At 50.4% G+C, this 26,931-nt stretch carries 16 protein-coding genes; 11 read left to right on the forward strand and 5 right to left on the reverse strand.

The features are described 5' to 3' along the window. Positions 1–62: 62 nt before the first annotated feature. The 5 genes from rmuC (at position 63) to J0A65_RS09150 (ending at position 6,249) form a co-directional block, all read left to right on the forward strand. Positions 63–1,532 carry a DNA recombination protein RmuC gene (rmuC, locus tag J0A65_RS09130; protein ID WP_206593867.1) on the forward strand — a complete coding sequence of 490 codons (1,470 nt, stop codon included), beginning with the start codon at positions 63–65 and terminating at the stop codon, positions 1,530–1,532. A gap of 343 nt (positions 1,533–1,875) precedes the next feature. Then, positions 1,876–2,319 (forward strand): CBS domain-containing protein, encoded by a 444-nt coding sequence (locus J0A65_RS09135; protein ID WP_206593868.1) that lies wholly within the window; start codon positions 1,876–1,878, stop codon positions 2,317–2,319. Positions 2,320–2,430: 111 nt separating this feature from the next. Then, positions 2,431–3,750 carry an amidohydrolase gene (locus tag J0A65_RS09140; RefSeq protein ID WP_332874322.1) on the forward strand — a complete coding sequence of 440 codons (1,320 nt, stop codon included), beginning with the start codon at positions 2,431–2,433 and terminating at the stop codon, positions 3,748–3,750. 118 nt (positions 3,751–3,868) lie between these two features. Beyond that, the gene (locus J0A65_RS09145) at positions 3,869–4,705 is read left to right on the forward strand and encodes a substrate-binding periplasmic protein (protein WP_206593869.1); all 837 of its coding nucleotides are present in this window, start codon (positions 3,869–3,871) and stop codon (positions 4,703–4,705) included. A gap of 224 nt (positions 4,706–4,929) precedes the next feature. After that, complete coding sequence (locus J0A65_RS09150) at positions 4,930–6,249, forward strand: sensor histidine kinase (RefSeq protein ID WP_206593870.1); 1,320 nt, start codon at positions 4,930–4,932, stop codon at positions 6,247–6,249. A gap of 31 nt (positions 6,250–6,280) precedes the next feature. Here the strand turns inward: J0A65_RS09150 and J0A65_RS09155 are convergent, their stop codons facing one another. The 3 genes from J0A65_RS09155 to rimO form a co-directional block, all read right to left on the reverse strand. Next, a complete protein-coding gene (locus J0A65_RS09155; protein ID WP_206593871.1) occupies positions 6,281–6,910 on the reverse strand; it encodes a DUF2799 domain-containing protein in 630 nt (209 codons plus the stop codon). 187 nt (positions 6,911–7,097) lie between these two features. Beyond that, the gene (locus tag J0A65_RS09160) at positions 7,098–8,216 is read right to left on the reverse strand and encodes a PQQ-dependent sugar dehydrogenase (protein ID WP_206593872.1); all 1,119 of its coding nucleotides are present in this window, start codon (positions 8,214–8,216) and stop codon (positions 7,098–7,100) included. Positions 8,217–8,401: 185 nt separating this feature from the next. Further along, positions 8,402–9,823 carry a 30S ribosomal protein S12 methylthiotransferase RimO gene (gene rimO / locus J0A65_RS09165; protein WP_206593873.1) on the reverse strand — a complete coding sequence of 474 codons (1,422 nt, stop codon included), beginning with the start codon at positions 9,821–9,823 and terminating at the stop codon, positions 8,402–8,404. Between the two features lie 447 nt (positions 9,824–10,270). Between rimO and J0A65_RS09170 the strand changes: the two genes are divergently transcribed. Beyond that, positions 10,271–12,523 (forward strand): patatin-like phospholipase family protein, encoded by a 2,253-nt coding sequence (locus tag J0A65_RS09170; RefSeq protein WP_206593874.1) that lies wholly within the window; start codon positions 10,271–10,273, stop codon positions 12,521–12,523. A gap of 154 nt (positions 12,524–12,677) precedes the next feature. On the opposite strand, the gene J0A65_RS09175 is transcribed toward J0A65_RS09170, so the two are convergent. Beyond that, positions 12,678–13,541: an alpha/beta hydrolase gene (locus J0A65_RS09175; RefSeq protein WP_206593875.1), complete on the reverse strand. Its 864-nt coding sequence runs from the start codon at positions 13,539–13,541 to the stop codon at positions 12,678–12,680. 110 nt (positions 13,542–13,651) lie between these two features. Between J0A65_RS09175 and J0A65_RS09180 the strand changes: the two genes are divergently transcribed. Next, positions 13,652–14,860 carry a GGDEF domain-containing protein gene (locus J0A65_RS09180; protein ID WP_206593876.1) on the forward strand — a complete coding sequence of 403 codons (1,209 nt, stop codon included), beginning with the start codon at positions 13,652–13,654 and terminating at the stop codon, positions 14,858–14,860. Between the two features lie 39 nt (positions 14,861–14,899). Here J0A65_RS09180 and J0A65_RS09185 read toward each other — a convergent pair whose 3' ends face one another. After that, a complete protein-coding gene (locus J0A65_RS09185) occupies positions 14,900–16,678 on the reverse strand; it encodes a cyanophycinase (protein ID WP_206593877.1) in 1,779 nt (592 codons plus the stop codon). Positions 16,679–17,032: 354 nt separating this feature from the next. On the opposite strand from J0A65_RS09185, the gene J0A65_RS09190 reads away from it, so the two are divergent. The 4 genes from J0A65_RS09190 to J0A65_RS09205 all read left to right on the forward strand — a co-directional run bounded on the left by J0A65_RS09190 (position 17,033) and on the right by J0A65_RS09205 (position 26,918). Then, on the forward strand, positions 17,033–19,966 hold the full coding sequence (locus tag J0A65_RS09190; protein ID WP_206593878.1) for a TonB-dependent receptor domain-containing protein: 2,934 nt from the start codon (positions 17,033–17,035) through the stop codon (positions 19,964–19,966). 72 nt (positions 19,967–20,038) lie between these two features. Next, positions 20,039–21,535 (forward strand): putative basic amino acid antiporter YfcC, encoded by a 1,497-nt coding sequence (yfcC, locus tag J0A65_RS09195; RefSeq protein WP_232849839.1) that lies wholly within the window; start codon positions 20,039–20,041, stop codon positions 21,533–21,535. Continuing rightward, entirely contained in the window at positions 21,532–22,704 is a 1,173-nt protein-coding gene (iadA, locus tag J0A65_RS09200; protein WP_206593879.1) for a beta-aspartyl-peptidase, read from the forward strand. Before yfcC ends, iadA begins: the two co-directional genes overlap by 4 nt. A gap of 341 nt (positions 22,705–23,045) precedes the next feature. Then, on the forward strand, positions 23,046–26,918 hold the full coding sequence (locus tag J0A65_RS09205; RefSeq protein ID WP_206593880.1) for an ExeM/NucH family extracellular endonuclease: 3,873 nt from the start codon (positions 23,046–23,048) through the stop codon (positions 26,916–26,918). The last annotated feature ends 13 nt before the right edge of the window (positions 26,919–26,931 follow it).

Raw genomic sequence — 26,931 nt, forward strand, 5'->3', positions numbered from 1 at the left:
CTCGCCAGTTGATTGGTAGGGCATAGTCCTGCAAACGAATTCTTTGTTGGAGAACAATAATAATGAATCTGGAACTCAATGCATTGCATCTGGCCCTTGGCTTTGGCGGGCTTGTGGTGGGCAGCGTGATTAGCTGGATGTTAGTGGCCAGTCGCGCCCGCACCGACAAGCAGCAGTTTCAGAACGAGCTGGATAAATTGGCGCAGCAGTTAGCGCAAAGTCAGCACAGTCTGCATCAGGCCTATGAGGAGGTCAGCGACAAAGAGCGGAGCATTGAGGCTTATCATCAACAGCAATTGCAAGTGCAAAACCAATTGGGCCAGTTCCGCCAGCAGGCCGAGCGTATCCCGGAGCTACAGGCGCAAAGCCGCGAGTGGCAGGACAAATGGCAGCACGCCAACGATCAGTTAAGCAGCCTTCGTACCCAGCTTGAGACGCAGTCGGCCCGATTTGAGCAAGAGCAAAAGGCCATGGCGGAAAAGCTGACGGTGTTGCAGGAAGCCGAAACTCGCTTAAAAGAGCAGTTTGAAAATCTGGCCAATAAGATATTTGAGCAGAAGACCCAGAACTTCAGTCAGGCCAGCAAGCAGAGTCTGGACTCTTTGTTAACCCCTCTTAAAGATCAGATTGAAGGCTTTAAAAAGCAGGTTAGTGATCAATATGTAAGGGAAGGTCAGGAGCGCGCCTCGCTGAAAACCGAGATCCTGGGCCTCAAAGAGCTGAATAAGCAGATTACCGAAGAAGCTGCAGCGCTGACCAAGGCCCTTAAGGGCGACAATAAACAGCAGGGCAACTGGGGTGAGATTGTGCTGGAACGCATTCTTACCGAGTCCGGGCTGCGCGAAGGGCATGAGTATGAAACCCAGGGCCAGTACAAAGATGAACAGGGCAAGGCTTACAAACCTGATGTGATTGTGCATTTGCCTGGTGGCAAGGATGTGATCATCGATGCCAAAATGTCACTGGCCGCCTATGAACGTTATTTTAATGAGCAGGACGATGATAACCGCGCCCGCCATTTAAATGAGCATATTCAGTCTCTGCGTAATCATATTAAGGGCTTGGGTAATAAGGACTATCAGAAGTTAGATGGGGTGCGAACCCTGGATTATGTATTGATGTTCGTGCCGGTAGAGCCCGCGTTTTTGCTGGCCATCGACCAGGCCCCCGACCTTATCAAGCTGGCGCTGGACAATAATATTATGTTGGTCAGTCCCACCAATCTGCTGGTGGCCCTGCGCACCATCAATAATATCTGGCAGTACGAATACCAAAATCAGAATGCTCAGAAAATTGCCAAGAAAGCCGCGGACCTGTACGACAAGTTCGTCGCTTTTACTGCTGACATGGAAGGGCTGGGAGCGTCTTTGCAGACAGTGCAGAAGAAGTATGATGGTGCCCTGAAAAAACTCTCTGAGGGGCGTGGCAATCTGGTACGGCGAGCGGAAGAGTTTAAGAGCCTTGGCGTGCAATCGTCGAAGAAAATCAGCAGCAACCTGGCGGAATTGTCGGTTGACGAGGACGCTGATTAGAGTGTGTTGACCTTTTGAGTATAGATTTTGTTCAAATCCAGCCCCTTCTGGTCACGACGCCGGGCTGAAGGCCTAGTGGGCCTAAGTCAAAGCCCGGCAACACCGAGCAGGACGGGCTGGGTTGAACCCTTCGGGCCGCGCTTGTGGGCTCTTTCTACGGCGTTATCACTCACTCATGTAGAATAACTACACCACGTTCGCTCTGCCTTGTATAAAGGGCCCACAAACTGCTGCAAAATCATACTTAAAAGGTCAACACACTCTAATCTACTGGCGGTTATTCTGCGGTTTCGCTATAGTGCCGGTAAGGCGCTGTTAACTTTTTGTTCTGGAAGGTAAAAGGGTGAAAGTTAGCAAAATAATGAGTGCCCCGGTGGTGACGGTCAAGATGGATGACAACCTACATCGGGTGCATGAGATATTTCAAAAGCACAAATTCCACCATGTATTAGTGGTGGACGGGAAAACCTTACTGGGGGTCATTTCCGACCGCGACCTGCTAAAGGCAGTGAGTGCCCGTATTGGCTCATCCAGTGCGGACGCCAGAGATATGGCATCCTTTCAGAAAAAGGTGTATCAGATCATGACCCGTGATCTGATCACTATTAACCAAAACCACACCGTATTACAGGCTGTTAGGCTGTTTAATCGTCATCCCATTTCCTGTTTGCCCGTTGTTGATGATAATGATCATTGGGTGGGTATCGTCAGTTGGCGGGATATATTTAAGCAAATTGAACAGCGTACAGATGGCAAATTGATCCCCGCCGATCCGACTAAAATTTGAGCTTCCTCTGCCTTTACCTGTGGCTATGCAGGGCGTAAACAATCGAATTCCTCCCCTAATCTGCGGCTGGTATGCTGTGGAAGATAATAGCTATTCAAAAAAGGATCGCCCGTGACGTTCAGACCCGCTCTTCTTTCTTTTGCCCTTTGCTCAGCGCTGTTTGGTGCCCAGGCCCAAGCCAATAGCGTTACCGACGCTATTAATAAAGATTTGCCGTCATTGATGAAGGTTTATAAAGACTTGCATCAATACCCGGAGCTAAGTGGCCAGGAAGTTAACTCTGCTGCAAAGCTAGCCAAAGAAGCGCGCAAGCTGGGCTTTGATGTCACCGAAAAGGTGGGTGGCACCGGCGTTGTGGCCTTGATGAAAAATGGCCCGGGTCCGGTGGTGATGATCCGTGCTGATATGGACGGCTTACCTGTCATCGAGCAAACCGGTCTGGACTTTGCGTCTAAGGTGATTGCGACCACCGAGGAAGGCATGGAAACCGGCGTCATGCACGCTTGTGGTCATGACACCCATATGACGGGCTGGCTAGGGGCTGCACGTCAATTGGCGGCTCGCAAAAATGAGTGGTCAGGCACCCTGATGATGATCCTGCAACCTGCCGAAGAGCGTGGGCGCGGGGCACGCGATATGCTCAATGACGGCTTGTTCAAGCGCTTCCCCAAGCCGGATTATGCCCTGGCGTTTCACAATTCATCTGCGGCACCGGCCGGTGAGATTGGCTATACCGCAGGTTACACCCTGGCCAATGTGGACAGCATAAATATTGTGGTACATGGGGTAGGAGGGCATGGTGCCTATCCGCAAAGCACCAAAGACCCTATCGTTTTAGCCAGTCGTATAGTCAGTACCTTACAAACCCTGGTTAGCCGTGAGCTGGATCCGCAGGACCCGGCAGTGGTCACAGTGGGGAGTTTCCAAGCCGGCAGCAAGCACAATATTATTTCTGACAAGGCGACCTTATTGCTGACAGTGCGCAGTTACTCAGATGCCACTCGTCAGCAAATTATTGATGGTATTACCCGTATCGCAAAGGGCGAAGCTATAGCGGCGGGGATCCCAGAAGATCTGATGCCGGAGGTTACCTATAAGAAAGAATACACGCCTTCCACCTGGAATGATCCTGACTTTACCCGACAAATGGCGGGGGTATTTGCCGAGCATTTTGGTGCAGATCGGGTTAAAGAAGGTAAGCCAAGTATGGCCGGTGAGGACTTTGGTCGTTATTACCGCGCAGATAACAGTATTAAAAGCATGATTTTCTGGGTAGGTGGTGTACCGCAAGAAATCTGGGATGAAGCGCAGAAAAATGGCAGTAAATTGCCTTCTTTGCATAGCCCGTTCTGGGCACCGCAGGCGGATAAAGTGGTTGCCACAGGTGCTGAAGCACTGACGCTGGCGACACTTAAGCTTTTGAAAAAGTAACTCGCTATTGGCAGGCCGCTATTCCTAATCGGCCTGCCAAAAAAATCACCACATTCTGATTGATTTTCAGGCATAATGCGCCGGTCTTAATCCCCTCGGCCGAATACGCTTTCCCATTGTGAATATAACTGCTCTAAAACTTTACTTGTTGCCAAGCCTGTTGGTACTTGGTTCATCTGTTGTGGCCAACGAAGCGCTATGCAACAAAGAACTTAAAGTGCATCTGGACTTACATGCTCCTTCTGCTTATCTCAATGACCAACAGCGAGTGGTGGGCATGGATGCTGATATGGCTAATTTGATCTTAACCGAAGCGGGATGTCAGATAAGTTGGCATTTATTGCCAATGACGGGGGCAAGAATTATTCGTAGCCTGCAGGATGGCGAATTTGATGTGATGGTTCGTGCTTCAAACACTGCTGAACGACGGGAATACGCCTATTTTAGTCAGGCCTATCGGCAGGAAGTCGTGGGGCTGTTCAGTCATAAGCGGGATGGATTGCCCGCTTCCCTGACATTGGAACAAGCACAGGCCAAAGGACTGCGTTTAATTGGCCCGGCCAGCGGTTGGTACGGCGAGCACTTTCAGCGCTTAAGAGCGCGCTGGCAGGAATTGAATTTATATACACCTTATCCAGACGCCGCCAAAGCCACTGAACTGTTTTTCGCACGTCCCAGCCGGGGGGAACTGGTTTTGGTCGATGCGGATATCTTTTTTCAAAATTTGGGCCCTGACCGCTATGACTCAGTGGTGCTAAATGGCCCGGCGTTGATTGTTACCCCGGCTCATCTGATGATCAGAAAAGGTGCCTTGGATACCACAGATTTAGCTGCAATTAATCAAGCTATTGAGACCCTGCTCAAAGAGGGGCGCTTGCAACAGCTGGAAAATCGTTATCGTCCTCTTGCTTTGCAGCGTATGTTACCTCCCTCCCTATTCCCTGTTGTTCGATAACACCCCGGTAATCTGCGGGTTTGTTAGCTACTGTCACTACTCCTGTGACAGCCATGTTTATTCTTGACCGACATCAACTAAGTGCTCTTGAGCCATAGGATTATCTTGCATTTATATGATGTCACTTCATTATTGGCGTCGTGGTGTTGTGGCACCTGCTGTTTGTTTAACTACTGCGCTTTTGTATCCTTGCGAAAGGCGTTCGATGGAATTGAGAGTTCATTTTGGAAAAGATTATCAAGGATATTATCCGTAGCGTGTCTAATACCTACGGACAAGCGTTCTTTGAACAGATTTGTTTAGCACTGGATTACGCTATCAAAGCGGATTATACCTTTGTGGCTTCTTTACAAGCCGACGTGTATGAGGCCAAGACATTGGCGCTGGTGGCTAACGGTAAGCTTGTGGACAATATCAGCTATTCATTAAAGGATACGCCGTGCGCAGGGGTGCTGGATAGGCAGTCTTGCTGTTACCCCTCTGGTGTGACCAGTTATTTTCCTAATGACCAGATGCTTGTTGATATGCAGATCACCGGTTACTTAGGTACCGCGATTCATGACTCTGACGGTAAGGTGATGGGAATTGTAGTGGCACTCTACAAACGCCCCATTCATGAGCCGGATACAACACAAACCTTGTTTGAACTGTTTTCCGGCCGTATATCCGGTGAGATGGAGCGTCTTCAATATCAGGAAAAGCTGCAGCGTCTCAATGCATCATTGGAAAAACGGGTTGAAGATCGTACTAACGAGTTACAAGACGCTATTGCGCATTTGAAGGAAGCTCAGGAGCAACTTATTGAGTCGGAAAAAATGGCGGCTCTGGGCAATTTAGTTGCGGGTGTCGCCCATGAAGTGAATACCCCGCTGGGCGTCGCCATTACATCGGCTAGCGTGGTGCAGGACAGCTTGAATACATTTTGGCAGTTGCTCCATAAAGGGAAGGTACGACGCTCTGATGTGGCTGCCGTAGAACAACGCACCGCACAAGCTATGACCCTGCTGAGTAATAATTTGAGCAGAGCCAAAGAGCTGGTTACCAGCTTTAAGCAAACCGCCGCAGATCAAGAGTCACTGGTGCTTGAAGAGCTGGAGATAATGCACTACTACCAGAATCTCTTGCATCTGTTGTCACCTAAAACACAGCAAAAGCACATTAAGGTCAGCATCCAGGGATGTGTATCCCAACCTGTTCTTACTTTTCCCGGCGCACATGCACAGATCCTGACGAACCTTATCAATAACAGTATTAGTCATGGCTTTGATGAAGCGAAAAACGACCAGGCTGAAATACAAATCTCGCTGATGCAAAAAGAGAATCATTTGATCATTCATTATCAGGATAATGGACGAGGGCTGTCCGAGCATGAGCGCATGCATATTTTCGAACCATTTTTTACCACGGACAGAAAGGCTGGCAACGTCGGACTGGGCATGTCCATTTTATTCAACTTGGTCACACAGAAACTCAAAGGGCAGTTGCAATTGGATCCGCCAGGCAAAGGGTTCGGTATCACCATACAATTACCCCAACAAAGTTAAGTTAGGTCTGAGCTACCACGGGTATGTGCAGCTACAACTGTATACTGTTCAGGTAGTGGCTAAGTTCCAGGTCGGTCTCTTCTTCAAGCTCAGCCAGTGCGCCCAGATCCGTCTTTAACCTGCGTATATCGCGACGCAGCCTGTCATTGTCTTTCAGTAGCTCTTCCCTTTGTGTTTTCGTGCTGTTTTCATCGATGATACTGGCTTGATTGTCCTTAAGCTGCTGCTGGTTTTGTTCAATCCTGCTTTCTATAGACGCCATATCACGGCGAAGTTTGGCCAGCTTGTTCTCCATCTGATGTAGTTGTTGTCCCTGAAAATAGCCTTCCTGAAAGTCCTCGAACCGCTCGCTTTCACACAAGGTATTAAAATTGTTACCTTGCCTGCCCAGAGCTACGCCATTGGAATACACACAGTAGTTTACAACGCCTTGTTGGTGACCGGCCTGGTACTGCTCAAAATCACTGCTCAGTTGGTGCTTAGCGCAGTCGGCCTGATAGTCTCTGAATGCTGCCAATGCACGTCCCTGGCTGCCATCAGTCACACCCATCGCATACCAGTCTGCCACCAGACACTCCTCTTTACTGATGCTGGCACAGCCAGCAAGCAACAAGGTTGTCAGCGGAACGCTGAGTTTGAGAGTGTTGAACAGAGTTGGCATCGCGGGGTTCCTTATTGATTGAGTCCGGTGTTTATCTTTTACGGTGTCCAGGATTATCGCAAAATTAAAGCAGATACGGACATTGACCTTAACCTATCTGCCTGAACAGAAAATTAACCCTGCCTAAGGCAGGGCTGATAAATAAACGGGCAGACGCAACGACAGTCAGCAGACCGCCGCTTTTACGCTATTTTCTGGCGGGCGTGAGCTTCAGCAGTTCGCCATTAGGTTGGTCTGTCAGTAGATATAAAACCCCGTCTTGTCCTTGTTCCACATCCCTTACGCGCTGGCCGATATCCATGCGTTCTTCATGCGTGACTTTGTCGCCATCCAGCTCCAAACGTACCAATTGACTGAACTTCAAAGAGCCAACAAAGAGATCACCTTGCCAGGCATCAAATTGCTTGCCGGTGTAGAACAACATGCCACTGGGGGCGATAGAAGGCACCCAATGATAGAGAGGCTGTTCCAGCCCATCCTGGCTGGTGGTACCAATTTTACCGCCACCGTATTCTTCGCCGTAAGTAATAAGCGGCCAACCATAATTCTTAGTGGCTCTGGCAATGTTTATTTCATCACCGCCCTGGGGGCCATGCTCATGGGTCCACAGTTCGCCGGTTTGTGGGTTCAGCGCCGCGCCTTGCATATTCCTGTGCCCCAAAGACCAGATTTCGTTTAGGGCACCCTCTTGATTAATGTAGGGATTATCTTTGGGGATCTCACCATCTTTACGGATGCGCACTACTTTGCCGTGGTGGGTATCCAGGGTTTGCGCATCCTGGCGTCTGGAGCCGCGGTCGCCCAGAGTAATAAACAGATTGCCCTGGCGGTCAAACACCAGACGACTGCCAAAGTGATAGGGGCTTTCTATTTTCGGGTTCGCTCTGAAAATAACTTCAAGATCGCTCAGGCTATCGCCATTTAGCTTGGCTCTGGCAACGGCGGTGCTGCTTTCTTTGCCATTATTTAGCGGTTCACTAAAACTGAAATATATCCACTGATTACTGGCAAAATCAGGGTCCAGTTGCACATCTAGCAAGCCGCCTTGGCCGTATACCCTGATATCAGGTAAGCCTTTGATGGGCTCGCTGATCTGACCGGCTGGACTGATAATGCGCAAATTGCCACTTCGTTCGGTTACCAGCAGGTTGCCATCTGGCATAACGCTCATGCCCCAGGGATGGGATAGGCCATCAGCGACTTTTTCAATACTGATGATGGCTTTTTCGCTGGTTAAGGTGGTTGCTGCCAGTGCACTGTTACCCAGGCTCAGTGCGGTTAACAGCAGACTTGTTACTAGTTTCATTAAAATGCCTCGTTTATTGTAATTTTTCTGAGATAGTAGCCTTATTATATCTGGATCCCAGACAATCGGGTTAAACTTACCAGGATTAGCGGCCAAGTCTGACCGTTACCATTGGATGCTTGGATTCACTGATTATCAGATTGGTTGCGGGCAAAAAAAACGCCTCTTCAGAGGCGTTTATCGGTTTAAAGCAAGTCTACCCGGGTTCCCCACAGGTCGTACTCATCAGAATGCTCTATTTGTACTTTGACCAAGTCTCCGGGCTTAAGCTCGGTATCGCCGTTTAGGTAAACTACACCGTCAATCTCTGGAGCGTCGGCGTAGGTGCGCCCAATCGCGCCTTCTTCGTCCACTTCGTCAATCAACACATCCATTTGTGTACCGATACGCTTTGCCAGCTTAGCAGTACTGATTGCCTGTTGCTTCTCCATAAAGCGCTCATAACGTTCTTGTTTGACCTCTTCAGAGACAGGATCTGGTAGATCGTTAGCTGTCGCGCCTTCAACGTCGGAATACTTAAAGCAACCAACCCGGTCAAGCTGCGCGTCGTCCAGGAAATCCAGCAGCATCTGAAAGTCTTCTTCGGTTTCACCTGGGAATCCGACAATAAAAGTGGAGCGGATCACCAACTGTGGACAGATCTCGCGCCAATCCTTGATGCGTTCTTTGGTCCGCTCAGCTGCAGCGGGGCGCTTCATCAGCTTAAGAATGCGCGGGCTGGCATGCTGCAGTGGAATATCCAGATAAGGCAGAATTTTTCCTGCCGCCATCAGTGGGATGACTTTATCCACTGAAGGGTAGGGGTAAACATAATGAAGGCGCACCCAGATACCCATTTCGGCCAGTTTTTCACAGAGTTCGGTCATACCGGTTTTGACCGGCATGCCATTCCAGAAACCCGTACGGTTTTTCACATCCACGCCGTAGGCGCTGGTGTCCTGTGAAATTACCAACAATTCTTTCACACCGGCTGCTTGCAGCCGTTTTGCCTCGTCCAATACTTCACCGACGGGACGGCTCACCAGATCGCCGCGCATCGAGGGGATAATGCAGAAAGTACAACGGTGGTTGCAGCCTTCGGAAATTTTCAGGTAGGCAAAATGACGAGGGGTCAGTTTCACACCATGATCCGGCACCAGATTCACAAAGGGATTGTGCTCGGGTTTTGGCAGATAGCCATGCACCTGCTCAACCACGCTTTCATAAGCGTGTGGGCCAGTGATGGCCAGCACATTAGGATGCACTTCACGAATTTCGTCTTCCTTGACGCCAAGGCAGCCGGTCACTATTACTTTGCCGTTTTCAGCCAGGGCTTCGCCTATAGTATCCAATGATTCCTGCACAGCTGAGTCAATAAAACCGCAGGTGTTGACGATAACCAGGTCGGCATCGTTATAGGTATTCACCACATCATAACCTTCGGTGCGCAGCTGAGTCAGGATGCGTTCTGAGTCCACCAGGTTTTTCGGACAACCCAGAGAAATAAAACCGATACGGTTACCACCAGCAATGTCGACTTCCTGTCCCTGTTTGGCTTGTTCAGCCAAGACTTTCTTGGGGGTGTCCAGTGTCGTGGTCTGGTTTGGGGTATAGGTTTCTACGGTCATAGTGTCTCGCTGGCTAAAGGCATTACTGGCCGGCTCTCAGGTAGGCCGGAAAAAAGTCGGCGGATTATACACAAAGCCTAGTGCAATGGCAGTAGCTTAGCTTAAAAACTGTGCAGTACGAACGTGGTTTTTGTATGGTATTCCCCACATGATGCGCCTAAATGCAATATCAGATGATACCTTTCTGAAGCAGAGCTACATGACTTCATGAATTGGCGAGTTTGCATTGGCTGATCGAACACATAAAATCTCCTCTAGGCTTGGCAAACGCCAGGAGGCCTCTCGCTCTTACGTCCTTATTTTACTTAGGTTCAGACTGAGTGAATGCCTCACTGATAAAATGGATGCGGACCTGATTATCGTCACCTTGCCGTCGGTCATCAAATCCGAGACTAATCCTGACAGATAAGTTTACACTAACAGCTTCGAGCAAAAGGGCTTTTATCGATGCTAGGTCGTTTTCTTATTTTAGTGTTGAGCTTGGCTATATTGCCGCTTAGGGCGGAGTCCCCCCTGCCTTGTGAAAAAGTTGAGGGGCGGCCTTGTATTGCTTTGGTGTTAGGCGGCGGCGGCGCGCGCGGCGGCGCACATTTGGGGGTTATCCGTGAACTTGAAGCGCGCCAGATCCCCATAGATCTGGTGGTAGGTACCAGTATAGGGGCCTTTGTTGGCGGCTTGTATGCGTCGGGTAAAAGCCCAGATGAGATCGCGGATATTCTGCATGACCTGAATTGGGGTGATGGTTTTCGCGATCAGGTTTACCGCGATGAAATGCCCATGCGTCGCAAACAGCAGCGTGATGAGTATCCCATTCGATTGGAGTTGGGGGTCGGTCTGGAAGGCGTCAGGGTGCCCAAAGGCGTGTTAGCCGGACAGGCCATGGCCGATCTCGTGGAGCAGGCCTTTGGTGTGCAGTCTGACTGGGTGCATTTTGACCGTATGCCCATCCCATTTCGGGCAGTGGCCACAGATTTAACTAACAGTGATGAGGTGGTATTAGAAAAAGGTAGCTTACTGGCGGCGGTACAAGCTTCTATGTCGATTCCTGGCGTCGTCCGACCGATGAAATTGAATGACAAGCTGTTGGTGGATGGTGGTGTCGTCAATAACCTGCCGGTAAGTATCGCCAAAGCCCTTGGTGCCGATAGGGTGATAGCGGTAAATATTGATGGTCCGCTGAAAAGCGCTGAACAACTGGACTCGGCGTTTGCCATTACCGAACAGCTAACCAGTTTTCTTGTCAGACAGGGGGTGCTAAAGCAACTGGCCTTGTTGCAGGAGACTGACTTACATTTGCGACCTGAGATTGATGATATCGGCACTCTGGACTTTTTCCGCCTTGAAGAGGCGGTGGCGGCAGGACGTTTGATAGCTAGCCAACACGCCGAGCAGTTGCTGGAATTCAGTCAGGATACCGACAATTATCAACATTGGCTAAGTTCGCATCGCAATGCGCAGGTCAGCGAAATGGCGATTAATAGGTTGATTCTGGATAACCAAAGTCGTCTGGATGATGAGGTACTGATTGCGCGTTTGGGTTACCAGTATGGGCAGGCGCTTGACTCAAAACAACTTCGTGAAGGTATCCGCAGCATGTATGGTCTGGATACTTTAGAGCGGGTGTCGTATCAGCTCTATCACACCAATGAGAAAGAGACCACTATGGTGCTCAAGGCTGAAGAAAAAAGCTGGGGGCCAGGCTATCTGAATTTTCGCTTTCGTCTTGAAGATGATTTTGGCAGTAACCGCCATGTGCAACTTGGCGCTTCTTATACCCTGACCAATCTCACAAAATTGGGCGCAGAGTGGCATTCAGAGCTGGCGCTTGGCACGGATAAGCTGCTTAGCAGTGAATTGTATTGGCCGCTGTTGTCACCTGCCACTTTTGTCAGTGGTAAGGTGGTGCGAGAAAGCGGCGCATTGGTCGTAGAAGACAGCAGAGGGTTGTCTTTAGGTGACTTTTATAAAGAGCAGCTCATGCTTAGCGTGGATGCGGGATGGAATGTTTCCGATGATGCCGTGCTCAAAGCGGGCTGGATCGACAAGAACGGCAGCTACCAATTGCCCGCGGCGCTGGCCAGCAGCTTTGGCTATAACCATTTGCATTACGACAGGCACGGTCCTCAGTTCGCTTTCGCCTGGGACACCCTGGACAATCGCGCGTTTCCTACCCGGGGAATCAAGTTGTCGGCGGTTTATCAATGGCTGGATGACCGCTTCGCTGACGAACATTCCGATAGTGTCAATCAATCCTGGGAGCTGGTGGCGGCACATCAATGGCAGTCTCATATACTTAACACCCGTTGGCGCTTTGAACAGTATGAATCAGACGATGGCGATATTGCCTTGGAACAATATTCGCTGGGTGGGCTGTTTAATTTGTCGGGATACCCTAAAAACTATCTGTTTGGTCCCAAGGTGGCATTTGGTAGCCTGATCTACATGTACAAGTTGCATGAAGACAAGTTCGGGTTCTTTAAGTCTCCGTTGTACTTGGGGATGTCGGTTGAGCGCGGCAGAGTGGAAGACAACTGGTTACAGCCAGACATAACCAGAACGGCCCCTTGGATTTGGGCCGGCAGTATCTTCGCTGGTTGGGATAGCCCCATCGGGCCGGTGTTTTTGGGTTATGGGCAGGCGGAGGCGGAGTATCAGGACCGAGCCTATCAGTTGTACTTATCTTTGGGGCAGAGCTACTAAAACGCCTATTATGATTGACCCACGTGGATGATCTTTGGGTTGCATTAGCCCTGGCATTCGTAATATTAAGTTCGCCGAAAATGCATAAGAGCGCAGAGCGTTTTCAGTGATTTTAAGACTCAATTCACCTTGCTGGTGGCTGCTGCTCACTGACTCAGGATGGATTTTTCGGTGTGTCCCCTATGTCATCGGTATCTTGCTGAGCTTGTATCCATCGCTGTACCTTCTGTATGACGCGCGGCTCGCATAGTAGACCAATATGGCTGACGGCAAATAGCTTGACCTGCCTGGCTCTGGGTTGCATGGCATTTTTCAACGGGTAGACAACCAGATCGTTGCGTGAACCCAGGGTCATGACTGGTACGTTGGGAAGCATTTGACAGATATCGGGTAAGGTTTGCAATTCGGGGCTGGCTGGATGAAAAAGCTGTTTTAGCCAGGGCAGGGCGAAGTCACCGATTATAGCCGTACCTTTGTGGGGGGTGCCCAAAGTGGCAACTGATGCAATAAGGCGGGCATCCTCAGGATGGTGGTTTAGCAGCATGCGGATCACCAAACCACCCATGGAGTGCGCTACTAAATGGACTTTTTCGCCATTTGCAATCTTATCCAATACCTGGTGCAGAGTATGGATATAGCGTTCGACCGGAATATAAGGTTTACCCAGGTTAATGCTGTAGGTGCGAAAACCTGCTTGCTCCAGAGACTGGCGGAATGCCCAAAAGCAGTTGCCGTTCATATGCAGTCCATGTATCAGCAACACTTTGGGACCAAAGCCAGAGCGGAGCGGGTGTAAGCCTTTACGGTTCTTAGTTAGCAGATACCAGCTCAGTTTCAGTATGGTGCGAATAATTTGCCAGATGAATGCCAGACTGCCGAGCAACCCCATAGCTGCATAGCGCCCCCCAGTCATCTTATAATGACGACTTACCCGCCACTGCAACAACACAAAGGATAATGCATAGAAAGCCAAGGTTAAAAATAGCAGGATAAGAGGAAAAGTAAGCCACAGATCCATGAAGCTTCCACCGTTCTGTTTATGAGTACATTGAACCAGAACGGCGGCAAGCTGGCAATTAAGCTGGCAATATGAACATAATGTAGAAGTCAAAAATAACAGGACTGGCTATGTTGCAATCTGTGGCTTTTAATTTAGCAATATTGACGATTGCAACCCTGGCGTTTTATCTGTTTATTTTTGTTTTACCCAAACAGCCCAAACGTCACCAGCATCGTGCGCTCTTGTGCTTCCAATATTCTTTTGTGCTTAGCTATCTGGCCTATGCTGGGCTGTGTCTGCGTTACTTAGGGTTTTGGGGCACCTCGGTGCTGACGGTGAATTTATTTTTGCTCGCCGCGTTTTATCTGTTTTATCAAGGTGTGAGGCTTAGATTTAATGCCCCCCTGAATTGCCGCGCGGGTCTGCTGGTTGTCGCTCATCTGGTTCTGTTCACCTTGGTGCAATGGTGGTTGTGGCGGGAGGGGCACTGGTACGGCACGCGAGAATTGCTGGCTTTTTTTAACCACAGTATCCCCTTGCTCCTGACCCAGCAATTCTTGTTTGTACGACGACGGGCACACAACGGCGGCGACCGCTTGATGCAACTGACGCTGTTGTTGATTTGGTTGATGATACTGGTGGTGATGCCCATTTATGCCTATGCAGGTCAACCACTGGGCGGATTACTGCCGATTGCGACCCTATTTGCCCTGGCACTGGAGTGTTTACTCTTTGCTGGGGTGGCTATGAGCTACATCCATGATCTGATCGCTAAGCTGAAAGATGAGGCCTATACCGACAATTTGACCGGCTTAAAGAACAGACGCTTTTTCAAACGGATTTCTGCCGGAGTGTTTTCATCTGCAAAGCGATACCAATTTTCTATTTGTGTAATTCTGGCTGACATTGATGATTTTAAAACGTTAAACGATGAGTTCGGTCACGCCGAGGGGGATATGGCTATTCGTTTGGTCGCAGATACCCTGAAAAGTATTGTCAGAGAGGAAGATGTACTGGTGCGTTTTGGTGGTGAGGAGTTTTTGATCCTAACGCCAAACACTCAGGTTGAGGAGGCTGTGCGCATAGCCGAACGTATGCGTGCCAATGTTGCTGCCCTGGAACCTAAGAATACCGCCCTTTGCCGGGAAATAAGTTTGAGTGTTGGAGTGAGCCTGGTGCAGGACTATGCTGATTTGGAGCTGGCAATTCAACGTGCCGACAAGGCCATGTACGAAGCCAAGAAAGGTGGCAAAAACAGGGTCGTACTAGCCCAAGCGCCCGAACATACCGTGGCAAAAAACGAAAGTAAAACTGCTCTGATAAAGTCAGCTAAGTGAGTTTAGCGACTTTATCAGGTTGTGCTCGCACCTACCGAACTAATTTTCCATTCCAAAGGGCAGATTCTGGTAACTGCAGGTCAGGTTGTTTTGCGGCTGAGCGTGACTGAAATACGTATCTTCGCTGGGCATCAGTACGATGGCGATATCTCCTTGTTGCCAGCGAAGCGGCTCTGTGGCGCCGCAAGCCTGACGCACTGTGTTGCGCCATACACCATCCTCGCTGGCTTCAAATGGCTGTGGCTGAGCCAGGGTAAAGTCCAAGCTTTGGGTTTTATCGTTATAGCTGACTTTATCGCCATGAGTCAGATAGTGGCTCATACCCACCACCTGGCGTTTTGAGCCTTGCAATTTATAAATACTGTGGGCCAGATCCACAATAAACACACCGCCTTGGCCTATGACCTGCATAGCAAGATCGTTGTTCTGCCAACCGACCAGCAAGGCCGTGGTTTCATCGACACCAAAACCGAAGCGGCTGCCTGTTTGTGCCGCCAATAAGGTTAGTCTGGCTTCTCTGTCTCGCTCTGAAAAATGTGTGTCCAGAACACCAAGCTGGAAAAGCCCGGTTCCGCCCAGCGCCCGGTAGGTCAGATCACCGCCCATCAGGCCGTTTATGCAAGGACTGTTATTGGCGCAGGACTCGGGTGGTGGGGCAGCGGCAAATGCGCCTCGTTCAAAGGCCATTTCAGATGTACCGCTGCTGATCATCGGTACGGGTCTGCCTGAGAATACCCCGCCTGATTGCACCGCCGTGCCGGCGCTGGTGCCACCGACCACCATAAGGTTAGCGGCAAGTCGTTGTTTTATCAGTGTCAGTTCCGGGCTATCTGCACCATTTGGTAGGGTCAGAGCAGCCAGAGTGCGGCTTTGATCGCCACCATTAAAAAACACCCCCTGTACCTGACTTAACTGTTCCAGCATCAGCTCGGGATGCTGACAAAATTGCAGTTGTTGTTGGGTACGCTCGGGGTAAATGGCTTCGCGGTTATGGCTGCCATTTTGTGCTCGTAGTCTGCTTAGCTGCTGACAGCCCTGTAAACCCATGGCCTCCAGTGCCCGGGCCTGTTGGTAGCTTTGGTCCAGTGGTAACCACAAGACATCGGCGCCGGCCTGGGTAAATACCGAAGTATAAAAATCTGCGGATTCAAAGGGATCTCGACTGGATGCTGTTATAACAGCTATTTTGGCCTTGCTGTGCGTGGCAGATTGGCCTCTGCTTTGGGCCATGGCAACAAAATGCTGGTAAATGCTCAGGGCGGATTGATTACTGTTGTTGGCCAGATCCACCCGTTCTTTTTTGCGTTGGCCGTGGCTGTCTGTTTGCGCCACTTCCAGATAATCCAGCATGGCATCAAACAAGATGGCGGGAATCTCATCATAGAAAATGGCGCCGTTGATATGCTGGAACTGGGTGTGGTCAAAGGCATCGCGAAGTTGTGTTCGGGTCAGCAGTTTATCCTGCTGGCGTGAATAAATATGCTGTATTACCTGGGTGAAATCCTGCCGATAATTTTCACTTTGCTGCAAAAAGGGCGGGGCAGCATACAGGGCGGTTAGCCGATTTGGTGAAAATTGATACAGGTTCTGTTGCTTGTCCTGTTCATCAAACCGGGCAGTCAGACAATTTTTCTGGCTCAGGCTGGAGCAGGTTTTCAGGCCGCCACCCACCAGCATAAGCTGATGTCGTTTTGCATTTAACTTGATGTTTTCCTGTATTTTAGTCTCTTTTTCACTGCCATTGTCGGCATGTACCTCGATGTTGCTTAATGCAAATAAAAGTATTAAAGAGGCGAATCTTTTAGCAGATATGCTCATTTTATTTAGTTAAATTTTTGTTGACATGATTTTACGCTACGGGTATCTCTAATTGGGTGTCAAATATTAATTGTTCCTTCAGACGACCGTCTGATACTGAATAAATATTGACGACTTATTAGCCAAAACCAGAAGATTTCATGTTAAAAAAAGCGGTCAACCTGACCACCTACTATTACAAGAGCTTCTACCTGTCAGAGTGGTTTGACGAGTAGAAACTGCCTTTCGCGTTATCGCTGAGTGTTGCTTCAGGCAGCACTGCATCTGCATTTAAAAAACATAACGATTAATTTCTGGTCGCACTGGACTGCCCTTGAGGCGTTCATGCGCCCGGTATGCGACAGGTATTCGAACATGAAATTCAGCAAATTAACGATGGCGCTGGCCTTCAGCTTTTCGGGTTATGCACTGGCTCAGCAGGCCAGTAATCTGCCAACCCTGCAGGATGACAGTAACCTGGAGAAAATTCAGGTCACAGGTACTCACATCAAAGGGGTGGATATGGAAGGGGCGCAGCCACTGACCATTATCAGCGCCGAGGATATTCGCAAATCCGGCGCCACCACGGTGTTTGAGTTGATGAGTACCTTGACTCAGACCCGTGGCGGTGAAGGGGCTTTTTCCACCTCACAAAGTGGTGCGACGTCAACCTCGACCCCCGCTGGACAAGCTGCCGCTTCACTGCGTGGCTTAGGGCCTTCTGCCACCCTGACACTGATTAATGGTCGGCGCATTGCGGCCAGTTCTTTTGCTTCTGGTACGCAGAACTTCGTCGATATCAACAGCATTCCCCTGGCGGCTATCGAACGCATCGAGGTATTGGCAACCGGCGCTTCTGCAACCTATGGTGCTGATGCGGTGGCCGGGGTGATTAACTACATCCTTAAAAAAGATTTTCAGGGGGCAGAGTTCAATGCCGTTTACGGTAATAGCACTGCCAGTTCTGATGAAGGTAGCTTGAACCTGAATATCATTTGGGGTGACAAGCTGGCAGGCGGCGATTTGATGCTGTTTATGGACTATTATGACCGCAAGGATTTTAGAGCCACCGACCGACAGTCAACTCGAATGCCAGTGCTGCAAAGCAGCTATTCCTATTTGTCTAAAACCCCGAATATCTACTACAACTCATCCAATGTGACGGATGCCGACGGCAATTATCTGGAAATTGCCAATCCGAATTGTGCCACCCCTTTGGTGACGACGGAATTCGGTGAAGACATTTGTGCCTATTATGGAAACGAAGATGACTGGCTGGAAACGCCGCTGGAAAGCCTGTCTGCAGGTTTCACCTATCAAAAGAGCCTGGGCGGACTGGATTGGAAAACCGACTTCTTTTATACCCGCACCAAGTCCACGTCTTATTCCAGCCCATCGCCTATTAACAGAATTGATGATTCTGAAGGGCCTTTTACTGAAGAAACCGCCATTGATATTTTTCCTGATGCCATTCGCAACCAGCTTATGGATGACATTTATTTTCAGCGTTTTGATACCCAAGCTGGCCGTGAAATCTGGGGCTTTATGTTCGATGGGCGCTTTGCCACCCCCCGGACCGTGGAGATTGAAAGCAATGCGTTTCGCCTGGTAACAAGTTTGTCTGGCACCCTTGGACGTTGGGACTGGGAATCGGCCCTGACGCTGTCAGAATCTGAGTCTGATCAGGTGGCGGTAGCGGGTGTGTATAACCGGTACAAATATCATGCAGCCCTGGCCGGTGAGCTTTGCTCAGACGGCAGCCTGGCCAGTTACGATGGGGAAAACCTAAACTGTAGCAGCGGCGATTTGCTTGGCCTTTATAACCCGTTTCTAAGTGGTGATGCCAGCAATGACAGCATATTGGCCACTGCTCAGGAACAGCCTACCCGCAAAGGTGAAAGTCGGGTTTATGGCTGGGATCTGCGTTTCTCTGGCGACCTGGTTGAATTCAACGACGAGATGATTCGTTCGGCTTTTGGCGTGGAAGTGCGTCAGGAAGAAATTACCGATGTTCCGTCGCAGAATGCCAGGGCCCGATTCGATAACGGTTATCTGGTGGATGTGTTTGGTTTTGGTTCCAGTTTATCCGAGGCGAAAAGAACCCAATGGGGCGCTTTTGCCGAGTTACATATCCCGTTAACGGAGCAACTGGAAATGCAACTGGCGGGTCGTTATGACCATTATGATGATTTTGGTGGCGACCTTAATCCAAAAGTAGCGCTAACCTACCGGCCGGGCGAAGACTGGGTGCTGCGGGCATCCTGGGCAACGTCTTTCCGGGCACCTTCACTCACTCAGGCGGGGGTGAAACTGCGCACCACCCGTGCATCCTTTGATTGCTCGGCGAACCAGGCGGTGGCCGACCTTTATTGTGAAGGCTTTGGGGATTTGCGTGGTCATAATGTACTGGAATTGGGGAATCCTAAATTGCAGGCTGAAGAGTCTGAATCGCTCAGCCTGGGATTCGGCTATAGCCCCACCCGCAATACCAGCCTGACCCTGGACTATTGGCGTTTTGATCACGAGAAGCTGGTGGACACGGATATGACAGGGGTACTGAATCGTGCCATCACTGATGCATCGCTGCGTCATTGCGGCCTGGTGCCGGAAGGACAAATGGGGATTTCCTACGATCCACAAATGTGTGATGTAACCGACAGTCAGGGCCTGACCATTGAACAGCAGGGGGCGAACCTCACTGAAATACTGGATGCCTGGGTGGATTATGCCGACCCACGCTATGCCGAGTTGGAACTGTATCGCGACCATGTACTGCTGCTGGAAAATACCGGTACGCAAACCGTGTCCGGACTGGATTTGACCTTTGACCATCGTCTCGAATTTGCAACTGGTGCATTAAGCTTTAGCCTGGATGCCACCCATTACATCAGTTATGAACGCAATAAGCCGGGCTCCGATGACATTGAAGAGCTGGCTGGTACCTGGCGTTATCCCAAGAATATCGCTACCGCACGTGTATTCTGGGATCAGGACAACTGGTACGCAGGTCTGACGGCTTACTACACAGGCGCTTATGAGGATGATATCGAACGTTTGCGGGGCCGGGAATTGGATGAACTGGACGCCTTGGGCGAGTTAGACGCCGATGGCAAGCGCGATGTCAGTGCTTGGACCACATTCAGGGCAACCTTAGGTTATGAGTTTGATAACGCCAGTATCAGCCTGTCGGTAGACAACCTGTTTGACCGTGAACCGCCCAAAGCTTATGGCTCGGCCAGAGGCTTTGATTCGATTAATCATAATGCCTACGGCACCCTTTACAAGGTATCGTTAGCCTACCGTTTCTAAGTTTAGTGTGGGGAGGGTTGCCTCCCCAAAATTCTTCACTTATCAGGCCAACGTATACGGCCGGGATATGCTATGCAACAAGATAACGATCAAGCCAAGGGGCTTTCCAGTCGCATGCCGGATGCCTTTGTCATCCTGTTTTTTGTGGTGGCCCTGGCCACTTTACTGACTCATCTGCTGCCTGCTGGTTACTTTGAATTAGAAGAAGTGACACAAAACATCAATGGCCAAACCCAGGTTCGCCAGCTTATCAGGCCGGACAGTTTTCGCTTTGCTCAAGATTCGCAGGGGCAGGCCGGGCTGTTTGATGCAAAGGGCAGCCAGGGCTTTTTGAATTATGCCTTTGAAGGCATGGTGTCGGGGGATAAATGGGGGGCTGCTGTTGGGGTGGTGGCCTTTATTCTGATTGTGGGTGGCGCCTTTGCCATCATTATGCAAACCGGCGCAGTGAATAATGGCATCCTTGCCCTGATAAACCGTACCAGGCGCGCCGACAGGCTGATCCTGCCACTGATGTTTTTACTGTTTTCCCTGGGCGGCGCCGTATTTGGTATGGGCGAAGAGGCTATCGCCTTTTGTATTGTGCTGACCCCGCTGGTGATTGCCATGGGCTATAACGCCATTACCGCCGTGCTTATTACCTATATTGCCACGCAAATTGGCTTTGCCACCTCCTGGATGAACCCCTTTAGTGTGGCGATTGCGCAGGGTATTGCCGATGTACCGCTGATGTCCGGCAGTGGTTACCGGATGATCCTGTGGGCGGTGTTTACCTTATGCGGTATGTTGTTTACGTTGCGCTATGCGGCTAGGGTGAAGGCTAACCCTGCAGCCAGTCTCAGTCAAAGCGCAGACAACTATTTTCGTGCCCAGCAGCAAGCGCAGCTAAGCAATCATTTCAGCAAGGCCGATGCAGCTATACTGCTGAGCCTGCTGGCAGGGATTCTATGGGTATTGTGGGGTGTTACTTTTCATCAATATTATATTCCGCAGATTGCCAGTCAGTTTTTTGCCATGGGTATTGCCGCTGCTTTTATTGCGGTGCTGGTCGGGCGCATGACACTGAATCAGGCCTCTCAGGCGTTTCAGCAAGGCGCCAAAGATTTGCTGCCTGCCGCCCTGATTGTCGGCATGGCCAAGGGTATTGTGCTGATTCTTGGTGGCGACAATGCCACCACCCCCTCGGTGCTGAACACGCTGTTGCACTATGTTGGCAGTGGCATGTCCAGCGTATCTGAAAGCGTTTCCGCGCTGTTTATGCTGGGCTTTCAGTCGCTGTTTAACTTCTTTATAGCCTCGGGGTCGGGCCAGGCGGCCCTGACCATGCCTTTGATGGCGCCGCTGTCTGATTTAGTCGGCGTATCAAGGCAAACGGCAGTGCTGGCATTTCAGTTAGGAGACGGGCTGACCAATATCATCATTCCCACCTCGGCCTCTCTGATTGGTTGCCTTGGCGTGGCCAGAATTGACTGGGCGGTATGGGCGCGCTTTGCCTGGAAGCCCATGCTGGCGCTGATGGCCATGGCCGCGTCAGCTATGTTGATTGCAGTAACGATAGGATATCAATGAACAATTTAACCCTAATTAAGAATGCCCATGTGTTTGCCCCACAAGATATGGGCAGACAAGACGTACTTTTTGCTGGCCAGCAGATTCTGGCGGTGGGTCATCACCTCGACTTGCAAGGCGGCGCACTTCATGTCGTCGATGGCAGCGGCAAGCTACTGTTGCCAGGACTGGTGGACAGCCTGGTGCACATTACCGGTGGTGGTGGGGAAGGTGGATTTCATACCCGAACCCCGCAGATGAACCTGACCGATGCCACCCTGAGCGGCGTGACAACCCTGATTGGTGCACTTGGTACCGATGCCACCACCCGTACCCTGACCGATTTGCTTGCCAAAGCCGGCGCACTTTGCACTGAAGGTCTGAGTGTGTACTGTTACACCGGCTCTTATCAGATACCGGCACGAACTATCACGGGCAATATCACCGACGATATTGTGCTGATTGATAAGTTTATTGGTATTGGTGAGGTGGCTATTGCCGATCACCGCTCATCACAGCCTTGTGCCAAGGAACTGATGCGTCTTGCCTCTGAGGCCAGAATTGGCGGTATGCTCAGTGGTAAGGCCGGTATTGTCAGTATTCATGTGGGAGAGGGAGCCAGCCGGTTGGCGCTATTGGAACAGGTTGTCAGAGAGTCAGATATTCCGGCCTCACAGTTTTATCCCACCCATATTAATCGCAATCTGGATTTATTAGAGGCGGGCATGGCCTGGGCTGCGCAGGGCGGCTTTGTGGATATGACCACCAGTACCAATGCACAGTTTATTGCCGAAGGGGAAATTCCGGCCGCCAAAGCGTTGGCAATGTGTTTGCAGCGGGGCGTGCCGGTCAGCCAATTAACCATGAGTTCGGACGGTAATGCCAGTTTACCTGTGTTTGATGCGCATGGCCGTTTGATTGGGTTGGAAGTCGGGCAGGTTGCCAGTTTATATAAGGCGATGGTCGAAGCCGTGCAGCAATATAATGTCCCACTTACGCAAGCCCTTACCTCGGTCACGCTAACGCCGGCCCGGATCCTGGGATTGGCCGCCAAAGGCCGGATTGACTCTGGTGCAGATGCCGATCTGCTGCTAGTCGATAAGGATACCCTGGCCATCGACAGTGTGTATGCCAGAGGACAGCAGATGGTAGCGGAAGGTATGCCCTTGGTTAAAGGTACCTTTGAATAACTAACATGACATGCCGGTACATCGGCATGTCATATTTCCTGCCTTTCCTTGCAAAGCTGTCATTAAACTGTCACCAGTGGCAAATTCTGATAAATTTCTGCAATCTTTACAGAATTGTTAATTGCTCTTAGCCCTTCAGCCTTACTTATCCCTTTAAGTAATTTTACTTAATAAGTGTAACTTTTTGATTTTTAAAATATATGTACAAGAAGTTATGAATTTTTATGACGTCTTCCTGTTTTTATACCAAAGCACAGAATTGGATAAGTTTATATACGCTGCCCTGACTTGGGTGAAGCTAACCGACAAGCACCATTCAACACTTTGTGAAAGGAAGGACAATGAAAACAAAACTTACCCTGCTGTCTGTTGCCATACTGGCGTCGATGCAGGTGACCGCAGCACCTGCAGATTCTTTAATTCTGACTGGCGTTATTGATGGGCCACTAACGGGGGGCATTCCCAAGGCCGTCGAGCTGTACGTGGCAAAAGATATTGACGACCTCAGCCATTGTGGTGTCGGCTTTGCCAATAATGGCGAGGGAACCGATGGTCAGGAATTTACCTTTCCAGCTCAGGCAGTTAGCGCTGGTACATTCTTGTATGTGGCCTCTGAGTCGACGGGTTTCACCAGCTTCTTTGGTTTCTCACCTGACTTTACCTCAGGGTTTGCAAGTATTAATGGTGATGATGCCATTGAAGTTTTTTGTGATGGCGTTGTGGTTGATAGCTTTGGGGATGTGAATGTTGATGGCAGCGGCCAGGCTTGGGATTACCTGGATGGCTGGGCTTATCGCACGGCCAATACTGGTCCTGACGGTGCTAACTTTGCGTTGGCTAATTGGACCTTCAGTGGCACTAATGCGCTGGATGGCGTTGCGAATAACACCAGTACCGGTTCTCCTTTCCCGCTTAAGTCATTTGGTCCGGAAACCGATCCCGGTGATGGGGGCGATACGGGGGGAGATGGCGATATTATTGATGGTAGCGTGTGTTTCAATTGCCCGGATTTAAGCAAGATAGCCGATGCCGCACTGTTTAATGATGGGCAATATTATGCACCGGTTATTGCGGCTATCGGCGCTGGCAGTACTGCAACGGAAGTTAAGCCATTACTGACTAACACCATCAGCAACGACCACAGGGTACTGAGCTACGCTGAAGTGTGGACCGCCCTGACAGTTACCGACCAAGACCCACAAAACAGCAACAACGTGACGCTACTTTACAAAGGTACGTCACTGGCCAAGTCGAGTAACGGCAGTGGTAGCCAAAGCAGCAACCCGGATAACTGGAACCGCGAACATGTTTGGCCTAACAGCCACGGCTTCAATAGCCAGTCTTTTGAGGCTTACACCGATATTCACCATTTACGTCCCACCGATATTTCGGTAAATGCCTCGCGTGGCAATCTGGATTTTGATACCAGTGACTCCCCACTGGCTGAAGCGCCGCAAAACCGCATCGATAGCGATTCTTTTGAACCAAGAGACGCCGTAAAAGGTGATGTGGCGAGAATGATGCTCTATATGGACGTTCGCTATGAAGGCGCGGATGTGACGCCTGATCTGCAGTTGGTGGACCGACTCACTGGCCCCGGCGAACCTGCTCTTGGCAAGTTATGTCGCTTGGTTGAATGGCACAATGCTGATCCTGTGGACAGTGTTGAGCAGAACCGCAACAACGCCATCTACGAATTCCAGGGCAACAGAAATCCATTTATTGATCATCCCGAGTGGGTTGAGGTGTTGTACAGCACAGATGAGTGCGACAACGGCGGCGGTGACAATGGTGGTGGCGATCCGCAAGAGCCAACCCCAGGTGAAGCTGGTTTGATTTTCTCTGAATACGTGGAAGGTGCCGGCGGCAACAATAAAGCTATCGAGCTTTTCAACGCCACAGGCGCAAGCATTAATCTGTCTGGTTATCAGGTGTTGCTATATGCCAACGGCTCAACTACTCCAGGCAACAAACTGGATCTACAGGGCAGCCTGGCTTCTGGCGCAACCTATGTAATTGCCAACTCCGGCTCCAATGCTGAAATCCTGGCCGTAGCAGACACTACCTCCACGGTAACTTTCTTTAATGGTAACGATGTACTGGAGCTACGTAAAAATGGTGAGTTGGTAGATAGCTTCGGTCAGGTTGGTAACAGCAGCAATTTTGCCGTGGATGTGACACTGGTGCGTAAGCCCGAAATTGTCAGCGGCGATACCGACTCGTCTGACACCTTCGACTATAACCAGGAATGGATAAATCTGGGCACTAACGTGTTTACTAACCTGGGCTCGCATAATGGCGATATAGGTGGTGAGCCGGGCAATGATATTGGTCTGTGTGGTGAAGACGCGACCTTGATCAGCGCCATTCAAGGCAGTGGTGCCGCATCGCCCATGGTGGATCAGAACAAAGTGATCGAAGGTGTCGTCACTAATACTGTGCCAAACCTGCGTGGTTACTTTGTGCAGGAAGAAAGCAGCCAGTGGGATAATGACAATACCACCTCTGAAGGTATTTTTGTTTACCAGGGCACGGATACTAACCTGCCTGCAGTTGGTAGCCTGGTTCGGGTTAAGGGCAACGTCACTGAGTTCTACACCAGAACCCAGTTGGCTGCAGATGTTCAGCCTTTGGATTGCGGCACGGCGGCTGTTGAGCCCGTGACTATTAGTCTGCCCTTTGCCAGCGCCGAGCAGCCAGAGTCTTTCGAAGGCATGTTAGTTAACTTCAGTCATGTGCTGACGGTGAACGACAACTTCAATCTGGGCCGTTATGGTGATGTAGGCTTGGGCAATGGCCGTAACTATATTCCTACCAACCTGCATGCACCTGGCACGCCGGAAGCCATTGCTCTGGCTGACCAGAACAAGCGCAATCGGATTATTCTGGACGACACTATCAGTGCCCAGAATCCGAACCCTGTGGTTTACCCAACCGGCGGCTTGTCTGCACAAAATACCCTGCGTACCGGAGATACAGTAACAGCCTTACTTGGCAACCTGGATTACAGCTTCAATGCCTATCGGGTCGTTCCTGCTCAGGAACCAACCTTTGTGCATTCTAATGCCAGAACTGCATCGCCGGAGCTGACCCGCGGTAATGTCACCGTTGCCAGCCTAAACGTATTGAACTTCTTCAACGGTGATGGCCAGGGTAACGGTTTCCCCACTGCCCGCGGTGCCGATGATCTGAACGAGTATCAACGCCAATTGGATAAGTTAGTTCAGGCATTGGCAGCTATGGATGCGGATGTGATTGGCCTGATGGAAATTGAAAATGACGGCTACGGCCAAAACAGTGCTATTGCCCAACTGACAGCCGCGCTCAATAGCTATGTGGGCGAGTCGCGTTATGCTTATGTCGATCCCGGCGTAAGCCCGATTGGTAGCGATGAAATTGCTGTAGGACTACTGTACAAACCCGCGGTGGTTAGCCTGCAAGGAGCAAGCCGTATCAATAACGATGGGGTATTCAGTCGTCCGCCGCTGGCCCAGCGCTTTGCTGTGGCAGAAAACGGTGCCGAGCTGACCGTGGTGGTGAATCACTTTAAGTCTAAAGGTTGTGGCGGTGCCTCTGGCGCTGACAGCGATCAGGGCGATGGTCAAAGCTGCTACAACGCCAGACGGGTAGCACAAGCTCAGGCGCTGATCGATTGGTTGGCACAGGATGCCGAACTGAGCGCAAACCCCAATCAACTCGTGATTGGTGATTTGAATGCCTATGCCAAAGAAGATCCTATCCGCACCTTCACCAGCAGTGGCTTTACCAACCTGGTGGAAACCCATGTGGGCGCCGAAGCCTACTCATACGCCTTTGGCGGGGAAATGGGGTATCTGGACCACGCTATCGGCAGCGAAGCCTTGGCGGAGCAGGTTGTGGATGTGGTCGAGTGGCATATCAACGCCGATGAACCTCGTGCGCTGGATTACGACACCCAATACAACCATCCGCAGTTCTATGCGGTCAATCCATACCGTGTATCTGACCATGATCCAGTGCTTGTCAGCTTAAACCTGCTACCTCCACCTGTACCGGGTGACTTTGATGGTGACGGTGATGTGGATCGTTTGGACTTCACTGGCCTGCTGCGCGCGTTGGCGGCTAAACAGACCATCGATATGTCTTTTGATTTAAACCAAGACGGTACCGTCAACGTTCGTGACGCACAGTTAATGCGTCAGCTTTGTACACGTACCGGCTGTGCCACTGAATAATATTTAAGGAGTG

Origin of the sequence: Bowmanella yangjiangensis, assembly GCF_017255015.1 — a bacterium.
GTDB classification, from domain to species: Bacteria; Pseudomonadota; Gammaproteobacteria; order Enterobacterales; family Alteromonadaceae; genus Bowmanella; species Bowmanella yangjiangensis.

What these genes read in the sequence shown, in the direction of transcription:
- rmuC (WP_206593867.1), top strand. Translation starts at nt 63, where the DNA reads ATGAATCTGGAACTCAATGCATTGCATCTGGCCCTTGGCTTTGGCGGG.
- J0A65_RS09155 (WP_206593871.1), bottom strand. Translation starts at nt 6,910, where the DNA reads ATGCCAACTCTGTTCAACACTCTCAAACTCAGCGTTCCGCTGACAACC.
- J0A65_RS09160 (WP_206593872.1), bottom strand. Translation starts at nt 8,216, where the DNA reads ATGAAACTAGTAACAAGTCTGCTGTTAACCGCACTGAGCCTGGGTAAC.
- rimO (WP_206593873.1), bottom strand. Translation starts at nt 9,823, where the DNA reads ATGACCGTAGAAACCTATACCCCAAACCAGACCACGACACTGGACACC.
- J0A65_RS09170 (WP_206593874.1), top strand. Translation starts at nt 10,271, where the DNA reads ATGCTAGGTCGTTTTCTTATTTTAGTGTTGAGCTTGGCTATATTGCCG.
- J0A65_RS09175 (WP_206593875.1), bottom strand. Translation starts at nt 13,541, where the DNA reads ATGGATCTGTGGCTTACTTTTCCTCTTATCCTGCTATTTTTAACCTTG.
- J0A65_RS09180 (WP_206593876.1), top strand. Translation starts at nt 13,652, where the DNA reads ATGTTGCAATCTGTGGCTTTTAATTTAGCAATATTGACGATTGCAACC.
- J0A65_RS09185 (WP_206593877.1), bottom strand. Translation starts at nt 16,678, where the DNA reads ATGAGCATATCTGCTAAAAGATTCGCCTCTTTAATACTTTTATTTGCA.
- J0A65_RS09190 (WP_206593878.1), top strand. Translation starts at nt 17,033, where the DNA reads ATGAAATTCAGCAAATTAACGATGGCGCTGGCCTTCAGCTTTTCGGGT.
- yfcC (WP_232849839.1), top strand. Translation starts at nt 20,039, where the DNA reads ATGCAACAAGATAACGATCAAGCCAAGGGGCTTTCCAGTCGCATGCCG.
- iadA (WP_206593879.1), top strand. Translation starts at nt 21,532, where the DNA reads ATGAACAATTTAACCCTAATTAAGAATGCCCATGTGTTTGCCCCACAA.
- J0A65_RS09205 (WP_206593880.1), top strand. Translation starts at nt 23,046, where the DNA reads ATGAAAACAAAACTTACCCTGCTGTCTGTTGCCATACTGGCGTCGATG.